The 26,613-nt window shown below is 59.2% G+C and carries 23 protein-coding genes, 3 pseudogenes and 1 other annotated feature; of the genes and pseudogenes, 15 read left to right on the forward strand and 11 right to left on the reverse strand.

Annotated features, from left to right (window positions below; translation table 11 throughout):
- Positions 1-41: 41 nt before the first annotated feature.
- The 7 genes and pseudogenes from EDE09_RS18445 to EDE09_RS28720 form a co-directional block, all read right to left on the reverse strand.
- Entirely contained in the window at positions 42-1,073 is a 1,032-nt protein-coding gene (locus EDE09_RS18445) for an ABC transporter substrate-binding protein (RefSeq protein ID WP_132412262.1), read from the reverse strand.
- Between the two features lie 17 nt (positions 1,074-1,090).
- Complete coding sequence (locus tag EDE09_RS18450) at positions 1,091-2,062, reverse strand: membrane dipeptidase (protein WP_105372293.1); 972 nt, start codon at positions 2,060-2,062, stop codon at positions 1,091-1,093.
- Positions 2,059-2,778, reverse strand: a complete 720-nt coding sequence (locus EDE09_RS18455) for a hypothetical protein (protein ID WP_105372294.1) — start codon at positions 2,776-2,778, stop codon at positions 2,059-2,061. The genes EDE09_RS18450 and EDE09_RS18455 overlap by 4 nt, the downstream gene beginning before the upstream one ends.
- The gene (locus tag EDE09_RS18460) at positions 2,775-4,484 is read right to left on the reverse strand and encodes a hypothetical protein (RefSeq protein WP_165924224.1); all 1,710 of its coding nucleotides are present in this window, start codon (positions 4,482-4,484) and stop codon (positions 2,775-2,777) included. Before EDE09_RS18460 ends, EDE09_RS18455 begins: the two co-directional genes overlap by 4 nt.
- A gap of 4 nt (positions 4,485-4,488) precedes the next feature.
- Positions 4,489-5,247, reverse strand: coding sequence for an IclR family transcriptional regulator (locus tag EDE09_RS18465; RefSeq protein ID WP_105372295.1), 759 nt, complete (start codon positions 5,245-5,247; stop codon positions 4,489-4,491).
- A 433-nt stretch (positions 5,248-5,680) separates the two neighbouring features.
- Positions 5,681-6,190, reverse strand: coding sequence for a GNAT family N-acetyltransferase (locus EDE09_RS18470; protein ID WP_132412264.1), 510 nt, complete (start codon positions 6,188-6,190; stop codon positions 5,681-5,683).
- Positions 6,191-6,268: 78 nt separating this feature from the next.
- Positions 6,269-6,610: pseudogene (locus tag EDE09_RS28720) on the reverse strand (hypothetical protein); the annotation flags it as partial.
- Positions 6,611-7,145: 535 nt separating this feature from the next.
- Between EDE09_RS28720 and EDE09_RS18475 the strand changes: the two are divergent.
- The 6 genes from EDE09_RS18475 (at position 7,146) to EDE09_RS18500 (ending at position 11,841) form a co-directional block, all read left to right on the forward strand.
- Positions 7,146-7,595: a helix-turn-helix domain-containing protein gene (locus EDE09_RS18475; RefSeq protein WP_105372298.1), complete on the forward strand. Its 450-nt coding sequence runs from the start codon at positions 7,146-7,148 to the stop codon at positions 7,593-7,595.
- A gap of 11 nt (positions 7,596-7,606) precedes the next feature.
- Complete coding sequence (locus tag EDE09_RS18480) at positions 7,607-9,421, forward strand: hypothetical protein (protein WP_132412266.1); 1,815 nt, start codon at positions 7,607-7,609, stop codon at positions 9,419-9,421.
- Between the two features lie 25 nt (positions 9,422-9,446).
- A complete protein-coding gene (locus tag EDE09_RS18485; protein ID WP_105372300.1) occupies positions 9,447-9,665 on the forward strand; it encodes a hypothetical protein in 219 nt (72 codons plus the stop codon).
- A 19-nt stretch (positions 9,666-9,684) separates the two neighbouring features.
- Positions 9,685-10,836, forward strand: coding sequence for a YcaO-like family protein (locus tag EDE09_RS18490; protein WP_132412268.1), 1,152 nt, complete (start codon positions 9,685-9,687; stop codon positions 10,834-10,836).
- Entirely contained in the window at positions 10,833-11,528 is a 696-nt protein-coding gene (locus EDE09_RS18495; RefSeq protein WP_132412270.1) for a TfuA-like protein, read from the forward strand. The genes EDE09_RS18490 and EDE09_RS18495 overlap by 4 nt, the downstream gene beginning before the upstream one ends.
- A 97-nt stretch (positions 11,529-11,625) precedes the next feature.
- Positions 11,626-11,841 (forward strand): hypothetical protein, encoded by a 216-nt coding sequence (locus EDE09_RS18500; RefSeq protein WP_105372303.1) that lies wholly within the window; start codon positions 11,626-11,628, stop codon positions 11,839-11,841.
- Between the two features lie 200 nt (positions 11,842-12,041).
- Here EDE09_RS18500 and EDE09_RS18505 read toward each other — a convergent pair whose 3' ends face one another.
- Together EDE09_RS18505 and EDE09_RS28255 are read right to left on the reverse strand one after the other, a co-directional pair.
- Entirely contained in the window at positions 12,042-12,344 is a 303-nt protein-coding gene (locus EDE09_RS18505) for a hypothetical protein (protein WP_105372304.1), read from the reverse strand.
- A gap of 978 nt (positions 12,345-13,322) precedes the next feature.
- Positions 13,323-13,439 (reverse strand) — a sequence feature (AL1L pseudoknot).
- Positions 13,326-13,573, reverse strand: a pseudogene (locus EDE09_RS28255) (IS3 family transposase); the annotation flags it as partial. Its footprint overlaps the feature before it by 114 nt.
- Positions 13,574-13,659: 86 nt before the next feature.
- Between EDE09_RS28255 and EDE09_RS18515 the strand changes: the two are divergent.
- The 6 genes and pseudogenes from EDE09_RS18515 (at position 13,660) to EDE09_RS18540 (ending at position 18,918) form a co-directional block, all read left to right on the forward strand.
- Positions 13,660-14,745, forward strand: coding sequence for an ABC transporter substrate-binding protein (locus tag EDE09_RS18515; RefSeq protein WP_105372305.1), 1,086 nt, complete (start codon positions 13,660-13,662; stop codon positions 14,743-14,745).
- 1 nt (position 14,746) lies between these two features.
- A complete protein-coding gene (locus EDE09_RS18520; RefSeq protein ID WP_105372306.1) occupies positions 14,747-15,799 on the forward strand; it encodes an iron ABC transporter permease in 1,053 nt (350 codons plus the stop codon).
- Positions 15,796-16,554, forward strand: a complete 759-nt coding sequence (locus EDE09_RS18525) for an ABC transporter ATP-binding protein (protein WP_132412272.1) — start codon at positions 15,796-15,798, stop codon at positions 16,552-16,554. Before EDE09_RS18520 ends, EDE09_RS18525 begins: the two co-directional genes overlap by 4 nt.
- Complete coding sequence (locus EDE09_RS28475) at positions 16,551-17,861, forward strand: hypothetical protein (RefSeq protein WP_132412274.1); 1,311 nt, start codon at positions 16,551-16,553, stop codon at positions 17,859-17,861. The genes EDE09_RS18525 and EDE09_RS28475 overlap by 4 nt, the downstream gene beginning before the upstream one ends.
- Positions 17,854-18,363 carry a hypothetical protein gene (locus EDE09_RS18535; RefSeq protein WP_132412276.1) on the forward strand — a complete coding sequence of 170 codons (510 nt, stop codon included), beginning with the start codon at positions 17,854-17,856 and terminating at the stop codon, positions 18,361-18,363. Before EDE09_RS28475 ends, EDE09_RS18535 begins: the two co-directional genes overlap by 8 nt.
- A gap of 299 nt (positions 18,364-18,662) precedes the next feature.
- Positions 18,663-18,918, forward strand: a pseudogene (locus EDE09_RS18540) (putative quinol monooxygenase).
- 338 nt (positions 18,919-19,256) lie between these two features.
- Here EDE09_RS18540 and EDE09_RS18545 read toward each other — a convergent pair.
- Together EDE09_RS18545 and EDE09_RS18550 are read right to left on the reverse strand one after the other, a co-directional pair.
- Positions 19,257-19,733, reverse strand: a complete 477-nt coding sequence (locus EDE09_RS18545) for an AAA family ATPase (RefSeq protein ID WP_245505194.1) — start codon at positions 19,731-19,733, stop codon at positions 19,257-19,259.
- Positions 19,734-19,932: 199 nt separating this feature from the next.
- A complete protein-coding gene (locus EDE09_RS18550; protein WP_132412278.1) occupies positions 19,933-20,901 on the reverse strand; it encodes a glycosyltransferase in 969 nt (322 codons plus the stop codon).
- 421 nt (positions 20,902-21,322) lie between these two features.
- On the opposite strand from EDE09_RS18550, the gene EDE09_RS18555 reads away from it, so the two are divergent.
- The 3 genes from EDE09_RS18555 (at position 21,323) to EDE09_RS18565 (ending at position 26,584) form a co-directional block, all read left to right on the forward strand.
- The gene (locus tag EDE09_RS18555) at positions 21,323-22,570 is read left to right on the forward strand and encodes an efflux RND transporter periplasmic adaptor subunit (protein WP_132412280.1); all 1,248 of its coding nucleotides are present in this window, start codon (positions 21,323-21,325) and stop codon (positions 22,568-22,570) included.
- Complete coding sequence (locus EDE09_RS18560) at positions 22,570-25,647, forward strand: efflux RND transporter permease subunit (RefSeq protein WP_132412282.1); 3,078 nt, start codon at positions 22,570-22,572, stop codon at positions 25,645-25,647. Before EDE09_RS18555 ends, EDE09_RS18560 begins: the two co-directional genes overlap by 1 nt.
- Positions 25,648-25,861: 214 nt before the next feature.
- On the forward strand, positions 25,862-26,584 hold the full coding sequence (locus EDE09_RS18565; protein ID WP_105372314.1) for a response regulator transcription factor: 723 nt from the start codon (positions 25,862-25,864) through the stop codon (positions 26,582-26,584).
- The last annotated feature ends 29 nt before the right edge of the window (positions 26,585-26,613 follow it).

Below are 26,613 nucleotides of genomic sequence, written 5' to 3' on the forward strand. Positions count from 1 at the left end.
TAGCGATGCCGCTTGATTGAGATGGATTGGTCGAGCGAACCTTAGCTCGCGGCCCACTCCTCGAACCGTTCTGCAAGCTCTGCTGGATCGATCCCGAAGTTCGCCATGTCCTGCTCGAAGGTAAGCTTGTAATTCTCTGGTGAAGTCGGCATGCGTTTGGCATCCTCCGGGCTGACGAACTCCTTCGAAGCCGGGTTCAGCGGACCGTAGTCGGCGGACTTGGAGAAGCCTGCAAGCGGCTTAGCGCTGGTGGCGAATTCGACAAACTTCCTGGCACTGTCGAGGTTTGGGGTGTTCTTGGCGATGACCCAGTATGCCCGTTCGATTTCGCCTTGATTCCATGTCATGGCGACCGGCGCGCCTGTCTTTTCAGCCTCGAAATAGCGGCCGTGCCAGATACCGATCATGTCGATCTCCCCGTCACGCAAGATCTGGGTTGATTGGGCTCCGGCTGTCCACCACACCCGCACATGCGGCTTGATCTTGTCCAACGACTTGAAGGCGCGTTCCACGTCGAGCGGATAAAGATCCTTTACAGCCACGCCGTCAGCCAGCAGAGCGAGCGGAATGACACGTGAGGCGTAACGTTGGAGCGAGCGGCCGCCTGGGAACTTCTCGACATCCCAGAAATCAGCCCAGGTTTTCGGCGTCTCCTTGTATTTGTCGGTCCGCCACGCAAGCACGGTTGCGAAAGCATGGGAAGCAGCGCCGTTTTCAAAAAGGCCGCCCTCATAGGGGGGCTCCAGTTCTTCGATGATCCCCGCCTGATTGGCGCGTATCAGTTCTCCGGCGCCAAGCGTGGTGACGTCGAACTCGTAGGTACCCGTTTTGACCTGCTGTGCAAGCTTGGCGAACGACACAGGCGACACGGTCTTGACCTGGATGCCCGTCTCTTTCGTGAACGGCTCGATCAGATGGGTCTTGGCTGCAGTCTCCCAGGGTCCACCCCAGGTGTTCACATACAGAACCTTGTCCTGTGCGCGGACGATATAGGGGGCGGCAAGCGAGGCTGTGATCGCCGCTCCCGCGGTCTGCAAGAATCGCCGACGGTTTGGCGTCAACAACGTTTTCATGTTCAATTCTCCCTCTTTTATGATTTTCTGAAGGTGGCTTCGTAGAGCCTGAGCCAGTTGCCATGGGTGATTTGCCCGACCTCCGCTTCGGAGAACCCGACGGCACGTAGTCCATCCGGAATGACGCGGATGTCCTCGACCTTTTTGAACCATTCCGGCGGTGCGGCCTTCAGCGGCTTGCCGGCAGTACTGGCGCCGTAATCCTCGCCACGGGTCCAGCGGCCCTTGCGCATCCACGCATAGTCAGGCGCAGTGAAATTGTGGCTTTTGTCGGTGCCGATAGCGACTGAGTCGATGCCAGCAAGATCGACAGTGCGAGCAACCATCGTGCACCATGCTTCTATGGAGGCGCAGTATTCGTCGCCGGTGATGTTCCGATAAGCTGCACAGCCAATGACGCCTCCCGTATCTCTTAGCGCACGAATGACATCATCGGACTTGTTGCGCTTGTGCATGAAGAGCGACTGCGCATTGGCGTGTGTTACGGCGATTGGTTTCTCAGACACTTTGATCGCGTCCAAAGTGGTTCTATCGCCGACATGGCTACAATCTACGAGGATCCCAGTGGCGTTCATCTCACGGACCACTTCCCTGCCGAAGCGCGCCAGGCCGGAGTCCTCCGCTTCATAGCAGGACCCGCCGAGCTCGTTCTGGTTGTTGTAAGTCAGTTGCACGACCCGCACGCCGAGCTCCGCAAACATCTCGACGAAGCGGATGCGCCCTTCGAAGAGGTTGGCGTTCTGGAAACCCATGATGATCGCGAGCTTGCCTGCGTCCGATATGCGGGTGATATCGCGAGCGGTAAGAGCGATTTCAGCGATGTCGGCATTGTCTCGAACGAGGTCTCGCCAACGAGCTATTGAATCCATGGATTCGACCGCACCTTCCCAGAAGCCGCAGGTGTTGACGACGCCGCCCACATTCCCCGCGAGAAGAGCTTCGAAAGCGGCACGATCGAAGTGGCCGCATTGCAAACCGTCGATGATCATGATCCGGCTCCTTCCTTGATCCGTTCAGAAAGGTTTGAAGCCAAGAATGAGACATCTGTCTCGTCATCATTGTCTTTGCGGCCGATAACCGTCCCGTCTTCGTTGACAATCATCGGTCCGGCATGTCGTCGTGACACGACACTGTCCGTAGCAAGGGCCCGCTTCGCCAAGTGATAGATGCGCCACCAGAGGTCAGCTTCGATCTCGACGCCTCCGGCGAGGAGAGCCCATAGCATCGGGTCGTCTGCTCGAACGTCACCTTTAACAGGAGCAGGCTTCGCTCTTAGCAGGTTCCCCAGGACGGTAACGGCAAGACCGGATCTCCCGCCCAAATCGGCCGCTATCGCCAGTTCGTCAGCGTCTGCGACATTGCCTACCGTTAGCTCCGCGGATCCATGGCGGGCGACGAGCTCTCCAAGAAGATCGATGGCAGTCGGCAGCACAAACCACGCGTGTTCGCCGTTCGCATCCAGCCCAATCGCACTGCCGTTCTCGGCCGCTACGCTGATCCGCGCCGGGTCGGCTGACTTGAAGTCGCCAAAGCGCCTTTCGAGCAATTCGAATCCGCCAAGGCCACGCTTTTGCGAATACATCGGAAAGTCGCAGACCGCGAGGAAGAACCCCTTGGGGAGACTGGAAAGGGAGAAGATGCGCTCGGACATCAGGCGCATCTCGCGAGGCATCACCCTCATCGTGGTGCTGGACAAGATATTCATAGAACTGGCTCCGCAGGATAGTACCAAATGCCGGTGTAACCGGCACGCAGATCGTCAGGCGTCGGAGCCCCGTGATAGAGGACACCGCGCAGGTTGCGGCTCAAAAAATCCCGGCACTTGTCGATGCCGTGGATGCCGACATTCATCAGCCTGACAAGGTCGATCGGAACGAATGCTTCGGAGTTAATATTGGCGCGGGGAGTATGGTATTCCTGGCCCCTCAGGCTCTGAACACGAGACACCATATGGCGGTGCTGCGGGCGCTTTAAGAGAAAGCGAGCAATGGAAAGTTTGCCGTCTTCGGCATTGAGATCAGCGAGGAGGGATTGGATACTGCCACATACATCCAGGCCGAGGTCTAGGGCGTCCGGCACTTCTTCACGGGCCCCGCGTCGGGGCTCCTCTGCCGTCTCAGACTTGTACCACACGTATCTGTAGGCATCCGGGCCCGACATATCCACGTCAAGGGCCCACCGATAATCTTGTCGTACCAGCGTTATCAGATCTGCAACACTCTCTGCGGGAGAGACGACGAATTCATCGGGTGCCTCGACCCCCTTCAAAAGGGCATCGGCCTCATCCGGTACGAGTTCCAGATATAGCGACAAGAGCGTTTCATAGGCTTCCGGCGCCACTTTGCCGTCGAGTTCGTCTGCCAGTACGTCCAACGGGCGAACCGTTTCACGCCCCAGAACAGCACCGGTGGCTCGGAACCGGTGTAGCTGCGCCAAGATCGTATCAAGATCGTCCGCGACCCGGGCGCTGGATGCGAAGGTTTCGTAGACCATCCTGTCCTGACGGCGAAAGACGATCGCGCGCTGAAGAAGGTCTGAAAGCTGTTCGATGCGGTAATCGGATTTGTTTAAGGCAAGCCCCCGCGCAAGCGCGATGGCGTGCTCTCGAGCCGAAAGAAGCCGGTCTATCAATCGCGGGTGCTTGTGCACGAAGAAGATGAGCCCCAGGGCCGAGCCGTTGCCCACCCCGATGTAACGGCGGAGTTCTGGAGCTAGCTTGACGGCTTGCGAAGATGCCTTGGCGGCGAGATGTTCAACCAGGTCGCAGGAAAACTCGCGCATGAGATAGGCGGTCAGTAACTGGGCTTCGAGAACCCCGCCGAGGGCATGGTGCGCTCCAAGCGATTGAAAGGAGCGCGTGCCGAAGGTTCCGTTTCCATCAAGCCCGGTATTGCGCATCAGGTAGCACACGCGGGCGATGTCCTCTCCGTGAGGCTGACGGCCCTCTGCCAGCGCTGCCATGGTTTGATCGAATACACGCATCGATCGGTTCGATCGACACCATATTAGAGCGTTGGACGTCGCTCTGCCTGTATAGAGCTTTGGGATCTCCCGTCGCGCGCTTTCTATTTCTTCTTCCGTAGCGGGGCCTTCGATCAGCGCGCCCATCATGTCCCATGCTTGGCCGATGATGCGACCTGTTCGCGCGGTGCGGCTTGGCGGACGCGAAAAGCCAATGAAGGAGAATTCCTGGTATGGCGCCTTGATTGAATAGACGACGGTTCCTTCTGCGTTTCCGTCCACGTCGAACCGAACAATGCGAATGTCCCATCTTTCGCGGATCATCTTGTTCATGAAGGCGCGCGTGCCGCTTAGCCGGCTGGGCTGAATGGCTGCAAGCCGCGATGTCTTCATCACCTCGTGGCCTGGCCTCGGCAGCGGCTTTGCCGCCTGTTTGGATGTTGCGGTCATGCCCTCAACGCGCTCCCTGCTGCATTTTGGTTATGGCGCGAGCCGCTTCGAGAAGCGGTTCGCGGAAGAGTTCGAGAACGAAGCGCGTTTCCGGCATCACCAGCGAGACCGTGGAAAGGCACTTGTTGTGGATGTCGAAGATCGGCGCAGCGATCGCGACCACTCCGCTGTGGGTGTAGCCGCTCGACACCGCGTACCCCTTCTCGCGGGCCTCATCGAGAAGCGCGTCCGCCGCAAGTGGTTCGCCGTTCTGCTTCAAGCGTTCAAGCGTTGCCGGATCAGCGAACGCAGTAAGAATCCGCCCGGACGCTGACCCTTCCAGCGACATGGTGGTGCCGATCTTTTGCTCAGCCCTTAAAACGCTGTGCGATTCCACGCGCGAAACGATGCACGGAACGCCACGGTCAAGAACGGCGACTGACGCCGTTTCCTGGACACGGGCGACCAGCGTCTCAAGGATCGGTTGTACGCGAGTGCCCAGATCAGCTTGCTCCAATGCTGCGGCTGCAAGTCGGCATGCATGCATGGAAAGGCGGTAACGCATTTCGTGGTCCTGCTCGACCAGACCTGCCTCGACCAGTGTCAAAAGACGCTGATAGGCGGTTGGGCGGGACAGTTCCATAGCGGTGGCAATTTCGGGCAACCGCATGCCGCGACTGCTTTGGGCGAGCACATCAAGCACGGCCATCGTCTTGAGGGCCGTGGAGAGAGGACGGACGCCCGAATTTTCTTCTTGTATTCTATGTGAATATTCTGTATCCATAAGGAATATACTGCGTCGCTAATTGATCTATGTCAAGCGCGGCCGGCGAGGCCGCGTGCGTACTTCTTCTGTTTTCTAGCTAATGCTTTGTTTGTGATAGAGAGTTTCGCCGGGGCGGAGGCCGTCCTTGATGAGGGCTTCCGCACTAAGGTGGCTAAATCAACCCGCAGGCCGAGCTGGAAACGCCGCTCTTCCATAGCCCGAAAAGTCCAAAATCGTTCGATGACGAAAGTAATCAGCACCGCGCCGGCTGCCGTTCCCATGTCTCGAAATCAGAAATGGCATCGTCTTCTAAGGGAGCTGGATAAGGTACGGGTTGGCCAGCCTTTTAAGGTAGCGGTGGGGGTGATCGGTGATCACCACCAGCGCCTTGTCATTCGTTTTGCGAGCGTGACAGCTGCGGAAGGTTCACAGGCGGCCAAATTCGGGATGATTATCTATTCAAACGGAGGACCATGATTACCTCGTCAGCTTCCATGTTGTGACCACGAAAACCATCCGGAATGCGACCAACCTCTAGGAAACCATGGCGCTGATAAAAGCGGACCGCGGCTGAATTTTCTGCGTTCACCGAAAGCTCAAGCTGCAAAACCGCGTGGTCTTTTGCGTGCTGGATGATGTGGCCCAGAAGCTGTGTGGCCATCCCGCTCCCACGTTGACCCTTCTGCACATAGACGCCAATAATTGTCGCCCGATGCGAGAACCGGCTCGGGCGTTGGAACTTGACCCCCATCATGCCGACGGGCCGTCCATCAACAAACGCGACGAAAACCGGATGGTCCAGATGGTGGCGCCATTCGTCGTCAGAAAGCTGAGCCCAATCGTCATACACGCTCGCGAACGAAAGCGGTTCCTCTAAAAGCGCCTCCAACCGTATTCTGCGAAATATATCGACATCATCGGACGATAGCTGCCTGATGACGGCCTGTTGTTTGATCGACACATCGGCCTCCGGCCCGTTATGAGGTTCAGCTCAATTGGAATGAATTGAGCATCGGAGCCAGCCAAAATCAAACGCCTTCTACGACGCTGACCATCCCCATTCGGGAGAAAGCGGCGTTATGGCTCTGGTCCTGATGTGCTCTGCCAGTTCCGCCCAGATCGGGTCGCTCGTAAAACTTGAGAGATCGCCGCTTGCCTGCGACAGAGACATTTCCGCGTATTCAGGCATCGGTATCGTCGCTTCTCGTAAAAGCTCGATCTCGCGATGCGGATACCCTTGGTAGGGCTTTAAGACCCGGTGACCCCAGAGACCGGACCGGACGTCGCCGCAAAGTTCCGTCAGGAGAGCCCCGTTTCGCGATTACTCGAGGCCGACGGCGGTCACGTAGCGCATTAGAGGGTAGTAGATGCTCTGGCGGCATGTTCAAGAGCAGGGTTGAGGCTGTGCCTGACCCCCCGCAATCTCCTGAGTGACCGTGACAGCCTGGAGTGATGGATCACCTTGGCAATGCGCGGCGGTTCTTCATTCGGTCCGTGCCTCCCGTTTCTAGTCATCGGCCAAGCAAGCGAATTTAAACGAAGTACCGCAGCCGTTACATTGCAGAAAGTACCTAGGAAAAAGCTCCGCCAGGCAGCCTGCTCACGAGCCGCAAGCAAGGCCGCCATGGGTGGCATCAGGTCCACGGGTGATGAAGCTGTTGGCTGGAGGCTAGCACCATGCTTCAGGTCAAAGCCAGAATCGCCGGGTACCTTTCTGTGTGTCTCCATCTTACAAACGACTGTGACTGACGTGAAAGCTCCAAGCTCACCGTTGCTGTTGATAGTGCTTCGCGGACGACGGCGAGAGCGGTCTCCAGGGTGCCGTCTGATGACCGGATTATCTGTGCGACTATTTTGCGAGCACCAGTTGAAATACCTTTGCGAGTGGAGCAGTCTTCGACGAAGACGGAGGGACCTTGGCGATGGACCAGAAGAAACCTAATCCCATTGATGTTTATGTCGGAAGCCGGATCCGGCTGCGCCGGACGATGCTTAAAATGAGCCAGGAAACGCTTGGCGAAAACCTTGGAATAACATTCCAGCAAGTTCAGAAATACGAGAAAGGAACCAACCGGGTTGGCGCCAGTCGCCTGCAGCACATTTCCACCATATTGAACGTGCCGGTCGCCTTCTTTTTCGAGGATGGTCCCGCCAGCCATGCAGCCGGCGACAACAGGTCGCAAGTGAGGGAGGACGACGCCGTGACAAGGTTCGTTGGAAGCCGTGAGGGGATCGAGTTCAATCTCGCATTCCAGCGCGTCGGGAACCCCAAGCTGCGCCAGAACATCCTTCAACTCGTCAAATCGTTAAGCCGCGGCCCGGATGCAACCGATACCAAATCGGATGATCCGAGAGCCGCTGGCTGACGGACGTAGTCATGCTACGGTTGGTGACCTTTGGGAGCCTGTGGATTGCCGATGACGAACAGGGGCGGCTACCCCTTCCGGAAAAGGCATTGCTTGCTCTCGTCTATATGATGGTCGAAGGCGAGGAGAAACTGCCACGCGAACACCTGGCGCGATTACTTTGGAGCGGAGACCCGGAGGCAGCCAAAACCAACTTCCGCAAGATGATCGAAAGGGTGCGCAAGTGTGCAGCCAGCGGCTGGCGGTTGCCGATGGAATCTTCCACTTTGAACGTCAAGCTGACAGGCCTGCCGGTGGATGCCGATTTCATGCTCTTTTCGGCTGACCCTGCCGGTTACGACCAGCTTCGCACCGCTTCGAAACTTCTGACCCTGCGGTTCCTCGATGGAGTCGATCTGCCTTCTGCACTGAAGTCATGGGCGGAGACGCAACGAGAGCGCCACTGGAGCGGGCTTCGGGACCTTTTGCTTGCCGCCGCCGCCGCTCAGGATCGGCAGGACCTGCCGCTGATCAAAGAGGTCGCAAAGCAGCTGCTTGAGCGGCATCCGGACGATATGGCGGTCCAGGAAGTCCTGGTGGAGACACATCGTCGCCAGGGCGGTACCACGCCTCGGTTGCCCGCTTTGCCAGGACGACCGGAATTGGCTGCCTTGACCGACGCCGCGATCCCGCCGGTCCAGGTCATGTCCGAACTCCCCCGGCTGGTTCTCCTTGCTCCGACCGGTATCGATGACCGTGCCTCCTATCCCGCACACGCTCTCCTGGAAGACATCACCATCAGCCTGTGCTCGCTGCGAACGGTGGCCGTGGTCGCTCCTTACACAGCCGAGCGAATCCGCAGCCACCCTGATAAGCTTGCGCAACTGGAAACCCATGCGATTTCTTATGTCATCGATACTCGCCTTGGGCCGGACGGGCTTTTTGTGCAGATGATCTTTCTGCCCTCCGACAGCCTCCTATGGGCGGAGCGGTTTCATCTTGATCCAAACCTGCTGGTTTCGCATCGAAAGCAGGTGGCGCAGATGGTTGTGGAGGCGATCAACCACCATCTCCGGCGCAGCGAGGCCATACTTGCCGATTACCGCGCCCAGCCGGAGGTGTATCGTTCGTATCTGGCAAGCTCACAACATCTTAACAAGTTCACGCTTCCTGATGTCCGCCGTGCCCGGAACGCGTTCAGGGAGACGCTCAAGATGCGCAACGACTTCGCCCCGGCTCTTGCCGGCCTGTCGCGCACCTATTCCTGGGAATGGGTTTTGACGGCGAGGGGAGATGGTGAATTGCTCCGCCAGGCCGAGCAGGTAGCACAGCGGGCAGTCACCCTGGAGCCGGAACTGGCATCGGCGCATCGGGAACTCGCCTTGTCGAAGCTCTATATCGGCGACGTAGATCACAGCCTCGAAGCCTTCGACCGGGCCGAACAGCTGAGCCCGCACCTGGCGGATGCCGTATGCGGATATGCCGACGCTCTGGTCCACGCTTCCAAACCGTCTGAAGGCCTGGCCAAGATCGAAAAGGCCATGGCGCTCAATCCCATTTGCCCGGACGACTATTTCTGGATCGCCGCAGGGGCCAGCTATTTCCTTGGCCGGTTTGATGCAGCGATCGGCTACATCGAGCGCATGGAGGATCCGTCTTCGGCGCGCCGGCTCCTCGCTGCCAGCCATGCAATGGCTGGCGATATGGCCAAGGCGCGGATCCATCGGCGCAAGGCCCAGGAGCTCAATCCACACTTTGATGTCGACAAGTGGCTGTCCGTACTTCCGGTGCGCGAACAGTGGCAAAAGGACGTGTACCGCGAGGGCCTGTTGAAGGCCGGGTTCTAATCGCTGATCCAAAAAGGGGGAATTGATGGCTAGAATTGTTGTGATCGGGTTGCCAGGTGACGAGCAGCTCTACCTTGCCGACCTTGATGCGGGAACTGTCCAGTCTATGGCGGCGCCGGTGTCCGGGCCGCTGGCTGCCGCAAATGATCTCAGAAGGGCAGGGGGAACGATCGTCAAAGGCGTCAATCTGGTTGTCGCGGTTTCCTCCTCGGAACAGGTGGCTTCCGGTGTATTCGACGGCTGACAAAACGTCGATCTGAGGCATGGACCGTATTTGCTCGCCTGCAGAGACCTTCGAGCGGGTATTTCCGTTTCTGGAGCGGTTCGGTATCACTCGCATCGGCCGTCAAACTGGACTGGACTGCATCGGAATTCCGGTTTGGTGCGCCTATACCCCCAACGCGAAATCCATCGTGGTCGCGCAAGGCAAGGGCTTGACCGACGCCGACGCGAGAACCTCGGCTGCCATGGAAGCTCTCGAGCGGGCCGTGGCATGCGAACCCGTGTTGGGAGCCAAACTGACATCGGTCTTAAGGCTCGATCGGGAAGGCGAGGAGGCGGACCTGCTTTCCTCGCTCGTCGCGAGCGGCAAGCATGTTCCGAGCCCGGATGACGAGCTTTTTTTCGTGGAGGGGCGAGATCTCCTTTCGGGGCGGCGGGTCCACGTCCCGATGGAGGCTGTTTGCCTCGATCGGACATTGGCAGACTGGCGGTACTGGCAATCTTCCGACGGTTTGGCCTCAGGGAATAACCATGACGAGACGGTCTTCCATGGCCTTCTCGAGCGGATCGAACGGGACGCCCATGTTTTGTGGCAGGTGCTTTCCGAACCAAGACAGCATGCACGATGTGTCGCACCCGAAGCCTTCTCCGATCAGCGGGTCAGGAAGCTCGTTGCGATGATCGAGGATAAGGACATCTCCCTGCAGCTGTTCGACATCACCAGCGACCTTAAAATTCCTTGTATAGCCGCCTTCCTTGCGAACAAAAGCGCACTGCGATCAACCTCTGCCCGTTATGTAGACGTGACCTTCGGCTGCGGTGCTCATCCACGGCCCGAGCAAGCAGCAATTCGCGCAATCACCGAGGCCGCCCAGTCCCGGGTCACGCATATCAGTGGTGCCCGCGACGACATCTTTCCCGAAAGTTACCGGCGGCCCCTTTCAGATCGTCTGCGAAGGCTGTTTGACGCACGACCAGGGCGTGACCCACCCTGTGGCGGCCCCGCCGGATTGGACCAAATCCTCGGATGTCTGTCGCAGGCGGGCATTCGACGTGCAATATCGGTCCCGCTTGGCCATCCGGACCTGCCCTTTGCCGTTTCAAAGATCCTGGTCCCGGACCTGGAAAATCCGGAGGGAGCACGACGGCAGAAATTGGGGCCAAGAGCAGTTTCTGCGACATTGATTCCATGAAGATCGTGTTTGCGGGGCCAAGCCTTCCGAATGCCAGTGAAATCGCTGGAACCGAGGTCGAGGTTCGCCCTCCGGCTGTCCAGGGGGATCTGCGCCGTGCGATTGATGAAGGTGCAACCGTCATCGGTTTGATCGATGGTGCATTCGAATATGTCGCTCCCGTTTGGCACAAGGAGATCCTCTACGGCCTGGCAAAGGGGGTAACGATCTACGGTGCTGCAAGCATGGGTGCCTTGCGGGCGGCTGAGTGCCGGGCCTTCGGCATGGTCGGCATCGGAGAGATATTTCAAGGTTATGCGAGCGGAGCCTTGGTCGACGACGCCGACGTGGCGCTGCTCCATGGGCCGAAGGAGATGAACTATCTTGCACTTACCCTGCCTTTGGTGAACGTGACCGCCACACTCGCTCCCTGCCGCCGACGAAACCTCATCTCCTCTGCAGAAGAGCGGTTGGTGGCACAAAGCGCCCATTCGTTGTTTTTCAAGGTCCGGACCTGGGGTGCCATTATCGAAGGCTGCCCGGATATCGAATTCCATCGCGCCGCGGAACTGTTGGCAATCCTGAGGTCGGAATATATAGACCAGAAACGTCTCGACGCCCTCTCTCTCATCCAAATCCTGCGCCAGACGGTCCGGCAGCGCACGGTTCCTTCCTTCGAATTCAATCGTACATCCCTGTGGCGCGATTGCTGACGTTATCAGCCGCGCGTTGTGTCACGCCGATGTCACGCCAGTCCTTTGCGGTTCGGGTTAGATTGCGCGTCCGACCGAGGGAACGAGGGACGTTTCAATGACGCATGACATCGATCGGAATGCCGAGCTGGAAGCTTTGGCGCGCCTGCTCGTTTACGCGCGCGATACTGCGCGTCTACTGCAGTCGCGGGAGGTGGAAGCAGGACTTTCGGTAACCTTGGAAGCAATCAGCATGGAACTGCACAGCGACGTCGAAGTCGACATCGCAAGGCTTGTGGCTTCACGAACGGCGACCGGCAATCGCTATCAGTAATCGGCTTAGGGGGTAAGCCGGTTGCCGTTCCCGGGACTCCAGGGGCGCGGCATTGGAAGGCTCGACACGCAAGCTATGGAAGCGTGTCGAGCCTCACCGCAGTGGGGTACCGTCTGGACGGAGCTGCGGCGCTGGAGATTTCCGCCAGCGCTGCTGCTTCGTCCAGACGGCGTTCCGAACACCGTTAACGCACGGTTAACTCAGCAAGTTTCATGCTCTCCAAGCAGTCGTCCGAGACGAACGATCTCGTCGGCGCACTTCATCAGCGTCACGGAAACCAGTTGAGGTGGCATCAGATCGAAACATGCCAAAAACCCCGGCAGATCCGCCGTGACGTCTCGTGTCACCGGAAGGATCTTGCCCATCTCCGCAAGCCGTTCCCGCTGGTCCTTGATCGTCGATGCGGCCCTATCGACAAGTCTCCTGCCTTCGGACATCGTAATCATATCGATCTGGTTGGCGGCTGCGAACAGCTCCCGAACGAAGTCAGACGTTGCCGGCATGGTTTGGTTCTCCCCCACATACACCAATCTGGAAACGAGACCTCAGATGCGCGTGCGCTCTCGGTAAGCGGCGGCGGCTGACGAACACCGATAGTGTTTTAACTGTGCAGTTTGCATTTGCGCCATGTTGAAGGACTGCGCGCCAGTCGATCGTTCGAGCGAAAATGTCGCTTCACTCGTGTTGCTTCGCCAGATGTAGGTAGTGGGATTGAGACGGTCCCTGGTTCACGGCTGCCACAAATGATGCTCCTGCAACCATCAGGGAGAATGCCAAGGAGAGGTATAACTTGATCATCGAAAATTGCTCGTCGGATAAATGCTCTTAACGGACAGTTTTCATACCTTAGTGCATTCATTGGCCGCCGCCGCGTGACATCGGCGTGACAATCGTTTGAGCATGTTTCGCGGATCGGATGGAGCTAAAGAGGGCCGCTTGTTTGTTCGGCAAAATCGCCCATCAACGAGGCGCGTGCGACTTGGAGGTCGTGAGAACTCACTCATCCAGGGTCGGCGCGACTCCCTCGGTCTTCGCGGTTTCGGTCGAGTTGACGGCGTGGATAAACACCGGCCGGTGGGGGATCCGTTCGCTACCGGTCTTTCCATTCGCGCGGCGAAAGCATGCGTGGCGCCCATGATCAGGATGAGAAAAGCGAAAGGCCAGCATCTCTCTGGCGGAGTTCCGGGAGGGATCCCCAGTGGGTTCCGCACAACGAGCAATCTTGTCGCGGTCGACGACCGGTAGTCGGAATTCTGCTGGTCGCAGAAGTCTTTGCCGACGAGGCTCAGGACGATGAGAACTCTACGCTGGGTAAGTTCGTTCGAAATCGGAACGACTGCATGCAGCCCCAGATGAATGTCAAATAAGCCAAGCTATTGTTATGGCGTCGATCTCAAACAGCGCGTCGTTCCCTTGGACATGCTATTCAGCGTTCCTGCCGTTGTGGTAGCCGCGCTATTACGGAAGCCAGCCTAAGGCCTCTTGGCAATCGGCAAAAGTCTGCAGATCGGCTCGACCCCGAGCACCGAGCGGTTTGCATCGATGAAGGAGATCATCGCTTCAGTGGGCGCTCGAGCTCCGCCTGGGCAAAATATGCAGAGGCCTTGCGCAAAATCTCATTGGCCTGACGAAGTTCGCGGTTCTCCCGCTCCAGTGCCTTCATCTTCTCCGCGACGTCACTCGGCAAACCCGCACGCTTGCCGCTGTCCACTTCAACCTTCCTCACCCACTCGTTTGATGACAGTCACCCCAATTATCTTGACAAAATAAATCATATTTACGATTGGATATGCGTCATAGAATTTCTAGGGGGTTTTCATGCTTTTCAGACGGAACAAGCTAGCGATTACAGTTGCATTCGTTTTTGCGCAGCCAATGGTCGCAACCGCTGATCCGATCACCATCATCGACCACGAGAACCGCACCGTCACACTGCCAAAGCCGGTCAAGCGGATCGCATCGATCCCGATCCCGATGGCTTCGACCATCATCGCCATGGACGGCGGAACCTCGAAGCTGGTCGGCATGAACCCGACCGCCAAGTCGGCGATCGTCGAGGGCGTGCTCGGCAAGATCTTCCCCGAGGCCAAGGACATTCCTTCCGATATCACCGCGCCGAACTTCATTCCGAACGTCGAGGAACTGGCCGCCACCAATCCCGAGCTCGTCATCCAGTGGGCCGATCGCGGCCCGGACCTGGTCGACCCGATCGTCAATGCCGGCCTGACCGCCCTTTTGATCTCCTACGGCACGGAGGAGAAGACCAAGCAGTACCAGGCCATGGTGGCGACCGCGATGGGCAAGCCCGAACGGGCGGAGATGATCAATGGCTGGCGTGACCAGGTGGCCGCCGAAATGGCGGCGAAGTCGAAGGAGATTCCGGCGGAGCAGAAGCCGAAAGTCCTCTATCTCGGCCGCGCCCTCGAAAGTCTGACGGCATCTGGCGACAAGGGGAACTACAACGCCTTCTACATCAATCTGGTCGGCGCCACTTCGGCCTCCGCCAATCTCGAGGGCCAGGGCACGACGATCAGCCCGGAGCAGATCGCCGAGTGGAACCCGGATGTCATTCTCCTCAACAGTTTCGAGGCCAAGCTCGGCCTTGAGCGGATCTATGACGACCCGATCCTGTCGCTGACCAAGGCCGCCCAGGAAAAGCGCGTCTACAAGATGCCGCTTGGCGGCTATCGCTGGGATCCGCCGAACCAAGAAAGCCCAATGACCTGGATGTGGCTCGCCAATCTCCTGCATCCCGACGTCTTCCAGTACGACCTGCGCGGCGAGATGAAAAAGGCCTACAAGACGCTCTACGCCTACGACCTGACCGACGAGGACATCGACGGCATCCTGTGGATCGGCATGCAGGGCGACGCCACCGACTACGCCCAGTTCAAGGCGAAGTAGGATGGCGATGGCGGCGACGGAGAGCGGGCGCCAAAGCCTGATCGGTTTGCGGATCGGTGCGTTCGGGCTTATGGTGCTGGCGCTGATTGCCGCCATGCTGTTTTCGATCGGCGCCGGACGCTTTTCCGTCGACGTGCCGCGGATCGGCGAGATCCTGCTGGCGGCGATCCTCAACCCGGATGCCGCGCCGACCCAGATGGACGAGCGCATCGTGCTGCTCGTGCGCCTGCCGCGCGTGCTTCTGGCGGCGCTGTCAGGCGCGGCGCTCGCCGTCGGTGGCGCGGCCCTGCAGGGCGTGTTCCGCAATCCGCTGGTCTCGCCGCAGGTGCTCGGCATCAGTCAGGGGGCCGCTTTTGGCGGAGCGCTCGCCATCCTGTTTGGCTATTCCGGTGTCGTGCTGCTCGGCATGGCCTTCCTGCTCGGCCTGTCGGCGCTGGTGCTGGTCGGGCTTCTTGCCCGTATCAACGGTCGCACCGAGGTGATCACGGTCATCCTCGCCGGCATGATCGTCGGGGCGCTGTTCGCGGCGTTGGTGTCCGTCGTGCAGTTCGTCGCCGATCCCAATACCTCGCTGCCGGCCATCGTCTACTGGCTGATGGGTTCGTTCTCGACCGCTACCTGGCCGCGCCTGTGGCTCGCCGTGCCGGGCATGGGGCTTGGTCTCATCGCCGTCTGGCTGTTGCGCTATCGGCTCAACCTTTTGGCGCTGGAGGAGCAAGAAGCCCGGTCGCTCGGCGTCAATCCGGACCGCGAGCGCTGGTACATCTTCACCGCCATTTCGCTGATGACCGGAACCTCGGTAGCGGTCGCCGGCATCATCGGCTGGATCGGGCTCGTCGTGCCGCATGCCGCGCGTATCCTCGTCGGCGAGGACCACCGCGCGCTGATCCCGGCATCGGCACTGCTGGGCGCGGCCTACTTGACACTGATCGACACCATGGCGCGCACTCTGACGGCGGCGGAGATCCCGCTTGGCGTGCTGACCGCGCTGGTCGGCGCGCCGGTGTTCGGCTATCTGCTGCGCCGCCATTTCAAGGAGACGAACCGGACATGATCGGCCTTGAAGACGCCTCCGTCTCGTTTGGCGCCCGCACGCTGTTTTCCGGCATCAGCTTCACCGTGCCGGTCGGCCGGTCGATGGCGGTGCTCGGCCCCAATGGCCGCGGCAAGACGACGCTTTTGCGCGCCCTGCTCGGCTTCCAGCCGCTGGTGAAGGGTCGCCGCAGCGCTCCGAAAATCGCTGGCTACGTGCCGCAGCACGGCGCCTCGCAGGCCAAGCTTTCCGGCCTCGATGTCGTGATCATGGGCCGGGCGGCGCGGCTTGGCCTGTTCGGCCAGCCCTCGGCCGACGACCGCGCGGCGGCCGAGGAGGCGCTGGTCGAGGTCGGCGCCTGCCATCTGACCGAGCTTCGCTACGACCGCATGTCCGGCGGCCAGCGACAGATGGTGCTGATCGCCCGGGCCATCGCCACCGGATCGCCGGCGCTGGTCTTCGACGAGCCGACCTCGGCACTCGATCTCGGCAACCAGTCGCGCACGCTGGAACTCCTGAACATGCTGAGACTTCGCCGCAACAAGGCGATCCTGTTCACCACCCACGATCCCAACCATGCGCTGGCGGCGGCCGACGACGTGCTGTTGATGATGCCGGAAGGGCGTGAGATGCACGGCACCGTCGCCGAGATGCTCGAGCCCGACAAACTGTCGGAACTTTACGGCGTGGCGATGCGATGGGTGGACGTCACCGGACCGACGGGCGAGACGCGCCGGGCAATCCTGCCGGCCTTCGCCGGGATAGAGGCAGCATGACCACGATCTACCTGAAATCAGCGTATGAGGCCCCGTCCGAGGCGGTGAAGGCGGCCGCGGCCGAGGGTCTGGTGACGATCGTCGAGCAGCCGGCGCTGAACGCGGACATGCTTCTGGCCCACAAGGGCCTGATCACCGGCAACCAGCTCGACCAGAACGCCATGGCCCTGATGCGCGAGGCGCTCGCCGCCTTCCTCGACGCCGGCGGACGCTGGTTCTTCAATGGCCACATGGTGCGGCCGCTGGTCGAGGGCATGAGCCAGTACCGGCCGATCGAGGCGCCGAAGCGCGCCGATTTCGACCTTTCCCCGGTCAATGCCCATCCGCTGTTTTCCGGCATCGAGCTTTCCAAGCTCGAGACCAACAAGGGCGTGGCGGGCTTTTACGGCCGGGGTTGCAATCCGCTACCCGAAGGTGCTGTGGCGGTCAATGGTCTGGGTCCGGCGCGGGTGCCGGTCGACTGGGTATGGGCTCGGCCGAAAGGCGGGCGGATCTTTTCCCATGCCGGCAATGATCTCGGCTCGATGGGGCTGGAATGGAACCTGTCGGGCGAACTGACACGGCGCATGATCGACTGGACGCTTGGCGGACCCTGCCTCGACCCATGGCCTTCAGCGCCTGCGTTACCGGCCGCCGAGCTGCCGCTTGCCGCGCCCGAAACCTATGGCGGCATGCGCATGTCGAGCCGGATGGGGCGACGCGTCGTCGCTCCATCGTCCGGCACCTATTACAATATCCGCAGCCTGGAAGGACCGCGCTACACCGAGATATTCGACGTGATCTGCGCGCCCGAAGAGCTCGCCGACATCCTGCGCCCCGACGATATTCTCTGGGTTCCATGCCGTACGCCGGCGCAGCGCATGATCGCCCAGAAGGACGTGATCGCTCGCCATCTCACGGCCGGAGGCACGGTGGTGGCGCTCGGCGAGAGCCGGTCGGATCTCTGGCTGCCGCATGTCGACTTCACCGGTACGCCGACGAACTGGTGGTGGTGGCTCGATCCGGCCGCCGATCTCGGCGTGCGCGTCACCGAGGCCGCGGCCAGCCATCCGCTGATGGCGGGTATCGGCGACAACGAAGCAACCTGGCATCTGCATGGTTGGTTCACGCCGCCGGACGACGCCACCGTTCTCGCTCGCGATGGCGAAGACCGGGCGATCCTTTACGAGGACAAGGTCACGACATCGGGAACAATGATCCTCTCCTCACTCGATCCGATGTTCCATCACGGTTCGCATTTCATGCCGGCGACGACACGCTTCCTCGACCGGCTCGTCCCCAATCTGAGGGCCTATGCCCATGTCTAACGAGATCACCGTCCTCGACAACGGACACCCGATAAGCTTCACCTTTGACAGCATCAACGCCTATCACGGCGGCGGCTTTCCCGGCGGCGTCGCGCATGCGCTGAAGGCCATGCAAGCGGCGTTTCCGCTATTGTCCGACACGCCGCTGGAGCGGCGCGAGGTGCTGATTGTGACCGCTTTTTCCGGTCCCGGCGGCCGCGACGCGCTGGAAATGGTGACCCGGGCGCTGACCGAGGGGCGGCTGACCATCGACAAATCGATCGGCGGCAAGGACATTATTTCAGATCCTCCCGGTCCCTATGTGTTTCGCTTCAGCTATCGCGGGCGGACCGCCGAAGCCGTGATCAAGCCCGGACATGTGAAGGAAGAGTTCGTCACGCTGGGCGCCAAGAGGGACAAGACGCCCGACGAGATCGCCCGCCACGAGGAGCTGAAGGCGGAGATGGCTTATCGCCTGCTGCCTATCCCTGCACACGAGGTGTATGGCATAAGGACCGTTTGATCCAGATCTGACCGAGAAATCCAACATATCGCGCGTGAATGGCTGCGGTCAGAGTTCTTAGCCGGTCCTGAATGCTGCTCTCATTACCCTTGAGCAGCGGACGTTCAGTCAGAGCCTCGCCAGGCGGTTAGCAAGGAAAGGCGCCCTTCGAGTTAGAAGCCCGCAAGACGATCATGGGTTTAACTGATCATCGTGGCGCAAGCTGAATGCCAAATCGTCGCTCCCGCAAAGGCGCGAGGGATCTTTTCCGGACATTCCGTAACCATGCGGGTGTCACCCTAACGAACAAAGAGACCGGAATGGCTGACCTCACCAACGTGGCCTACTTCACGGCGAAGCCGGGCCGCTCGCGATGAACTGCTTCGGCTCGTCTCTCCCTCCCGCAAGGAGGAAGGCTGCCTACGCTACGAGACCCACCAGTCCAATGACGTTCCCGACGCGTGGATGATGCTCGAAGACTGGCGGCACGCCTCGGATTTCAAACTGAATAAGAGCACGAACTACGTCCAGGCTTTCATGGCGAAGGTTCATGAGTTGTGCGTCGAAGACGTTTAAATCTGCGGCTACCAGCAACGTTAGGGCAAAATCTTTTCCGGCCGTCAGACCTAGTTCTCGCGCTCCACCTCTAGCACGCCCAATCCCATAAGTTCGTTGCAAAACACCCGTGGGGCGGTTTGTCCTAGCGAATAAGGCCCTGCCTGGCCGCCGTCTGACTAGTTGGCCAGAATGACGGACTTGGTGGGGGAAGCAGACTGGCAGCTTCCCGATATTTCGGCTGCCAGAGTTGATAGTGAGATTACCGCCGTCGCAGGCTGTCCGCCAAGAAGTCGGCGCGCTGTTCCATCCCCATCAGCGGCAGCTCAAGAGCCCTATAGCCAAGCCGGTCGCAAGTTTCAGCCGACCGCCTCCGCCTCTTTCCGATCCTGCTTGCGCTCGGCGTCCAGCGCATAAATGTCGTCCCAATATGGGGCGAGGAAAACCCGCTTGTTGTAGGGATGAATTTTAGCCGCCGCCTCGGTGTGAGCTGGCACCGGCAGGCCGCAGAGCGTTAGATAGCCGACAACATCAGGTCTCCCGCGGCCCATCAAGACAGGCGCGCTACTCGCAAGGGCCTCGTGGGAGGAACGCAGTTCCCAACCTAGCAATGGCTTGGGATGGCGGGGGTTATAGCTACCGGCGATCGACTTTGGCCTTCGTCTTGTTTCAAGGAAGAAAGCCGCCTCAAACCGCCGCTCCTGTATAGAAGCGGATACGGTTGATGAAATCATCCATATGAAAATAGGTTCGGGGCTCCCCTGATTGGTGTCGGTGAATGAAGACCTCGTAGTTGATGATAGGATGATGGCCTCCGGCCCTGACTTCGCGGACATGTCTCGTTCCGGTCACGACGACATCATAATGATCCTGTCTGAGCGACGTTAAAAATTCTTCATGATCTGCAACCGCCGCGGCCGAATAACCTTGGGACGCAAGGCTCTCCAGGAGTTTGCCCGCGATATCGCGATGAGGAACGTAAAGGAGAATGCGGTGTACGGCATGAAGTAATTTGGTCACGGCAAAAGGACCTACTTATTTGGAAACGGAGAAGAATCGGTTGTTCGTTGAACAATCGCATCCGCAAGCGCAGGCCATGATAGGAGCTTGCTGGCCTTCCTCTGATTCACGATTCCCGTGTGATCTAGGACGTGGAGAGGACGCGGGAGCCTTCTCTGAAACAAGCTGTGGTCCTCCTTTATTTATAGCGTGCAACGACGTGAGCATGGCATCACCTTGATCGAAATACTGTCTGATCCATGGAACCGGACCGATACCAAAGCGTCGCTTTGAGCCCCAGCGCTCACCCTCTCTCACCATTGTTTCCCACGGCCGAGGTCTGCCATGAAAGACGACAATCCTGGCCTTGCTTGGCTGCCGGACCTTCGGGAAGAGCAAATTGAGCGGGAAATATTTCGTGCAGCTTCTTTTGAAGCTCACGCAGAAGCCGGCTGGCCAGTAGCTTCTCCGTCTCACCGTTTGTGTGAGGTAGGTCTGGTCGTTTTTGAATGACTTGATGCGTTCGGCAGTATGGGCGGCGAAGTCGCTAAATATGGCTTCGGCCGTTGAAGGGCAAAATCCAAAAACCGAAGATTGTGCTCCGCGATCTGGTCTGAGCCACATGGGAAGCAGGCTCCAAAGATCCGGATTCCACTCCCGCTGAATGACGAGGTGCCGGCGTTCTCGGACAATGGCAAGGAAGGGAGCGAGAGAGCGTTGGATGATGACGTCAAGGTCAAGGAACAGCACCGCCTCTGCCGACGGGAAAAGATCTGGCGAAAATACTCCGATTTTTGGCCAACATCCCTTCCTCCAAGCACCCTCTGGAAGAGCAAGTTCAGGTATGGGCCGCACCGCGATGCCCGACGCAAGACCAAACCCGTCGTCGGTCAGGCAGACAAATTCGAATGGCTCCTCCATGTGCCGTAAGACACCGGCATAGAGTGCATTTACGTGCATGGCCGTGAATCCGGCGCCCCATTTCATACATACGATCGTGATCAAGGTGTGCGACTCCCGTTAAGTGAGGAGTTCGGCTTAGGCGGGAATTGGCGAGGTTGGTGCTGCTATTTGTTGCGATCGGTTTCGGTAGATTTCCAATAATTTCAAATCGGTTCGACCTGGCGGTCATGAATAGCTGCAGCGCTTTCAGGGCGCTCTACCGGACAGGTCGCCCTTTCCTATTATGAGAGGCACCACTGACGACGGCGTCGACAGATCGCAGGAACGCCCCTGGCTTTCCGCACGGAGCCGTCTCGTGCGCCTAACCCTGCGATAGCCGCCAGGAACTGTCGAACGAGCGTGAGTTGTTGAAGCGCAACAAATCTTAACGCGATAAAACGTTGCGATCTTCCATGATCACTAGGGTGCGGCCCGAATTGCCGGATGTCTTTTATGGCCAAGGCATCAGAAGAGAGGTCGCTTCATGAATATAAAAGTGTGGTTGAGCAGGTTCTGGTCTCTCTGGCTGCCCGGCAAAGGGGCCATGGTTCTCGCGCTTGGGTTTGCTGTCCTTGGATCAGCTGCATTGGCACGGGACAAAGCGCCTGTCACAGTCGCTTTTGCCAAACAGGGCGATATGGTCGAGCGAATATCGGTCGTGGGGTCCCTTGCGGCTCGCGAGGAGGTTATGGTGCAGCCCCTGGTTGCGGGCCGGGAAATACAGCAGATCCTGGCGGAAGTCGGCCAGACGGTCGAACAGGGTCAACCGCTCGCCGTGTTTGACCGAGCTGATGCAATGCTCGCGCTTGACAAAAATGCGGTAGGGGCCTTGCGCGCCAGAGCCGCCGTGGCTGTCGAGAGCGGCAAGGTTGAGGTTGCACTTGTTGCCGAGCGGGAGGCGCGAAAGCAGCTGGACCGGAGCCTGACGCTGCAACCAAAGGGGATTATCGCTGATCAGGTTCTGGATGAACGTCAAAACGCTTACGACCGGGCCCTTGTGGAGACGGCACTTGCGCGACAGTCACTGGCGCTAGCGCGCGCCGAGGAGCAGTTGATCGCGCAGGAACGAAGGGAGATCGAGCTGGCGATCAGCAGGAGCACCGTACGCGCGCCAGAATCGGGTCTCGTTCTGGAGCGGAACGCCCGAGTTGGTATTATGACTTCGGATTCGGGAACCCCGCTGTTTCGCCTTGCCAAGGACGGCAGGATCGAGTTCGTAGCGGAAGTCACGGAAACGAATTTCGTCCGGCTGAGCAAGGGCATGCGCGCGAAAGTAACCGTGCCTGGTCGCGACGAACCGCTTGGTGGCACGCTGCGATTGAATGCGGCTCAAATAGAACCCAAAACGCGAAGCGGCACGGTTCGGATCGAGCTCGATGAAAGCGAAGGCCTTATTCCGGGTGTATTTGCACGCGCTGTCATCGATACTTCGACGCGGACGAATGTTTTCCTGCCGGCGACGGCCGTCAGAAGCACGCGCCTTTCCCACAGTGTCTATGTCGTAAAGGACGATGTCGTCGAAACACGAATCGTCCAGACTGGCCTGCGGCAGGGCAATTTCGTCGAGATCATCGAGGGTGTCGAGGACGGCGAAATGGTCGTGCTGAAGGCAGGCGGCTTCCTGAGGGATCAGGATCGAGTGACGCCCGTTGTCGTGTCAGAGGAAGACAGCCTGCGGTCGGAGCCTCCCCAGACGGCCGCGTTCGACCGTTCCGAAGGGACGGTGCGTTGATGAACGTGAACCTCTCGGCCTGGGCAATCCGCAATCCGCTGCCATCGGTTCTGCTTTTCGTCATCCTGATGGTGGCGGGACTCTACAGCTTCTCCCGATTGCCGGTTACCTATTTCCCCGCGGTCATAACTCCGCTGGTCAAGGTCACGATCGAGCAATCCGGAGCGAGGCCGAGCGAACTCGAGATTGAAGTGACGCGGCTGGTAGAAAACGCCGTCGCGCCGCTGACCGGTATCAAAAAAATCACCTCGACCATTGGTCAGGGTCGATCGGTGACCAATGTCGAGTTCGAATTGGGCATGGTTTCGCCTGACCGGGCGGTTGTCGATGTGCGAGATGCAGTGGCAAAAATTCGTTCCGACTTGCCTGCGGCCATCGATGAGCCTGTTGTCGAGCGGGTTGAGGAAGAAGCGCGATCGGTCGTGACATACGCAGTGTCGAGTGCAAATAGGACGGTCGCCGATCTTTCCTGGTATATAGACGATGTGGTTGCGGGCAACCTGCAGGGCTTGCCAGGTGTCGGACGGATCGAGCGTGTCGGCGGGGCTGATCGGGAAATTCGCGTCGAACTCGATCCCGGCCGGCTGCAGGCGCTTTCCCTCTCTGCAAGCGTCGTCAATGAGAGTCTCTCGCAAGGCCAGATTGAGAACTCCGGCGGGAGGAGCTCTCTCGGCGGTCGCGAGGAGGCCCTGACGACGGTTGCGGCGGCAAACACCGTTACAGAACTTGCCGATCACCGCATTGCGCTTTCTCCCCACGCCTCTGTCCGGCTGGGAGACCTCGCAAGGGTCGAGGACGGTATGGCGGAAGCGCGTACATTCGCCACGCTCGGGGGAGGCGACGTCGTGGGTTTTTCGGTTTATCCGTCGCAAGGCGCAAGCGAAATATCAGTTGCGGACCTGGTCTCGAAAGCGCTGGTGGAGATGGGCGCTCGCGACAGCGACGTGCGCTTCAGCCTCGTCGACGACAACTTCACCTATACGGCAGGCAATTTTACCTCGACCATGAGCACATTGGTGGAGGGTGCCGCGCTTGCTGTTATCGTCGTTTTTCTGTTCCTGCGCGATTGGCGGGCGACGATTGTCGCCGCGGTAGCGCTTCCGCTCTCCATCATTCCCACTTTCTTTGTTATCGATCTTCTCGGCTTTTCCCTCAACATCCTGAGCCTGCTGGCGATCACGCTGGTCACCGGCATACTCGTTGACGACGCGATCGTTGAAATAGAAAATGTCGTGCGCCATCGCGGCATGGGCAAGTCCGCCTATCGTGCGTCCCTCGACGCGTCCGACGAAATCGGGCTTGCCGTCATTGCCATTTCCGCCACCATCATCGCCGTGTTTGCACCGGTGGGTTTCATGAAAGGCGAGGTGGGTCTGTATTTCCGCCAATTCGGCCTGACGGTAGCGATCGCCGTGTTCTTCTCGCTGCTGGTTGCGCGGCTGATTACCCCTGTCCTGGCAGCGTATGTCATGACCGGAACACCTCCGGTGGAGCATAAGAAGAGGACTTTCATTCTGGCATACCAGGACTTGCTGCGGGTGAGCCTGCACTTGCGGTGGGTGACTGTTGGTCTGGCTGTAGGCTCCTTCGCCCTCGCAATGCTCACCTTTTCGTCGCTGCCGACCGGTTTCCTGCCGGAGGAGGATACCGGACGCCTCACCCTCTCGGCCGAACTGCCGCCCGGTTCCACCCTTGATGAGACACGCGCGGTATCGGACGAAATTGCTAACCGCGTCAGTAAGTTTCCCGGAGTAGAAGGAGTCTTTGCCCGTGCCGGTGCAAGCATCACGGGGTTGGAGGATGTTCGCTTTGCGGTCATTCTCATCGATCTTGTCCACAAGACCAAGCGGGATCACTCCTCGTTTGCGCTGGAAGCCGAGATCGAAGAAAGGCTGGCCTCCATCCCCGATGTGAAGCTGAGGTTTCTCAACGAGCGTGGTGGCCGTGATCTGTCCTTTGCGCTGCTGGGAACCGATGCGGCCTTGGCGACCGCCGATGCCATCGTGGCGGAACTGGCAGCCGATCCGGCGTTTGTCGCTCCAGCCATCGATAATGGCGTCATGCGTCCGGAGCTCAGGATCCAGGTCCAAACGGACAAGGCCGCCACGCTCGGCGTTTCGCCGGATGCGATTGCCCAGACCATCCGCTTGTCCACCGTCGGCGATGTCGACAGCCAGTTGCCAAGCTTCACCGATGGCGCGCGGCAAATCCCCATTCGCGTGGTTCTTGACCCTAACGGCCGTGACGATCTCTCGACGCTCGAAATGCTAACCATCGCCGCCGTCGATGGCACTCGTATCCCGCTGTCGTCCGTGGCCGACATCAGCTTCGACGAGACGATCTCAGCCATCGAGCGGCTCGATCGTGAGCGTCGGATCGAGATCGGCGTGGATATGGCGGATGGGCTGACATCCGGACAGGGGATGGAGCGCCTGCTCCAACTCCCAAGTGTGAAAAACCTGCCGGAAGGCGTCCGCCTTCAGGCAACGGGAGACTCCGACACGGAAAGCACTGTTTTCGAGAGCTTTGCGGTGGCGATGGGATCGGGCATCATGCTCGTTCTTGTCGTGCTGATACTTTTGTTCGGCAGCGTTCTGGCGCCATGGACGATCCTGGCGTCTCTTCCTCTGTCGATTGGCGGTGTCGTCGCGGGGCTGTGGTTGAGCGGCAGCGCCATATCGCTGCCGGTTGTCATCGGAATGCTGATGCTGATGGGTATCGTCACGAAGAACGCCATCATGCTCCTCGATTTCGCCATCGAGCGGGAGGCGCACGGCCTTTCGCGGGTCGATGCGATCATCGAGGCCTGTGCCGAGCGCGTTCGCCCCATCGTCATGACGACCCTCGCCATGACCGGCGGCATGATCCCTTCGGCTCTTGGCGTGGGTGATGGAGGCGAATTTCGAGCGCCAATGGCTATTGCAGTTATCGGCGGGCTGTTGGTCTCAACACTCCTCTCGCTGATCGTAATCCCCTCGCTTCATCTCATCGTTTCCGATTTCGGTGATCGGATCGCCAGGATCTTCAAGCCATACCTCCAGTCGGCTGAGACTGAGCGTATCCGATCACCGCTATAGCGCCACTGCTGGCGAAGTGGCGCGGTCGCGGAAGGCCGAGGATCTGCTATTCGGCCTTCCGCTCCTGTAGTCCGGCGAAAAACCTCTGGCCTGAGATCCACAACCACCCATATGCTAAGAGGCATCGCTTCGTCCCGGCTGCAACAAATCTTAACAAGTCAAAATATCTGGTCTTAAAGCGGCATGCAGAATTAGCGGATTGGAGCAAGAGACCATGCAGTCAAATTTGGAAAATGCGCGGATTTTGATTGTGGAGGATGATCGCGAAATCGCGAACCTCCTCGCGCTTACCATGCAGGATAACGGTATGACACCCACCGTTGCCGAAGACGGCGGCGCGATGAAGGCGCTTCTGCGCAACAATCCTTATGATCTCATCATTCTTGACGTCATGCTGCCGGGCGAGGACGGGTTGAGCATTTGCAGGAAGGTTCGCGCCGAAAAGACAATTCCAATCATCTTGTTAACCGCACTCGGCGAGGAGGTTGACAGGATCGTAGGATTGGAGGTCGGAGCTGACGATTACGTTACGAAGCCATTCAGCCCCCGAGAGGTTGTTGCGCGGGTTCGAAGCCTATTGAGGAGAGCTTCGTATGGCTTCATCAAGAACTCTGGCCATCAAAAACTCCGGTTCGATGGTTGGCAGCTGGATCCAATGCGCCGCCAGCTTCATGATCCAAGTCATGCGCGCGTGGCGTTGACCACGACAGAGCTGGATCTTTTGTTGGCGTTTTGCCGAAATCCCGGCCGTGTCATCACCCGCGAGGAGCTTCTGTCACTGACGCATTCCGGTCTGGCGGGTCCAATCGAGCGCAGTATCGATGTCCATATCAGCCGTCTTCGACAGAAAATCGAAGCCAACCCGAGGGAGCCGGCACTGCTTCAGACCGTAAGGCTTGGGGGATATATGTTCACCGCCAAGGTCGAGCACGTCTAACTCGTGCTCATGCTTTGGATTTCCAAGTT

Origin of the sequence: Neorhizobium sp. S3-V5DH, assembly GCF_004343065.1 — a bacterium.
In the GTDB taxonomy this organism is placed as follows: domain Bacteria; phylum Pseudomonadota; class Alphaproteobacteria; order Rhizobiales; family Rhizobiaceae; genus Neorhizobium; species Neorhizobium huautlense.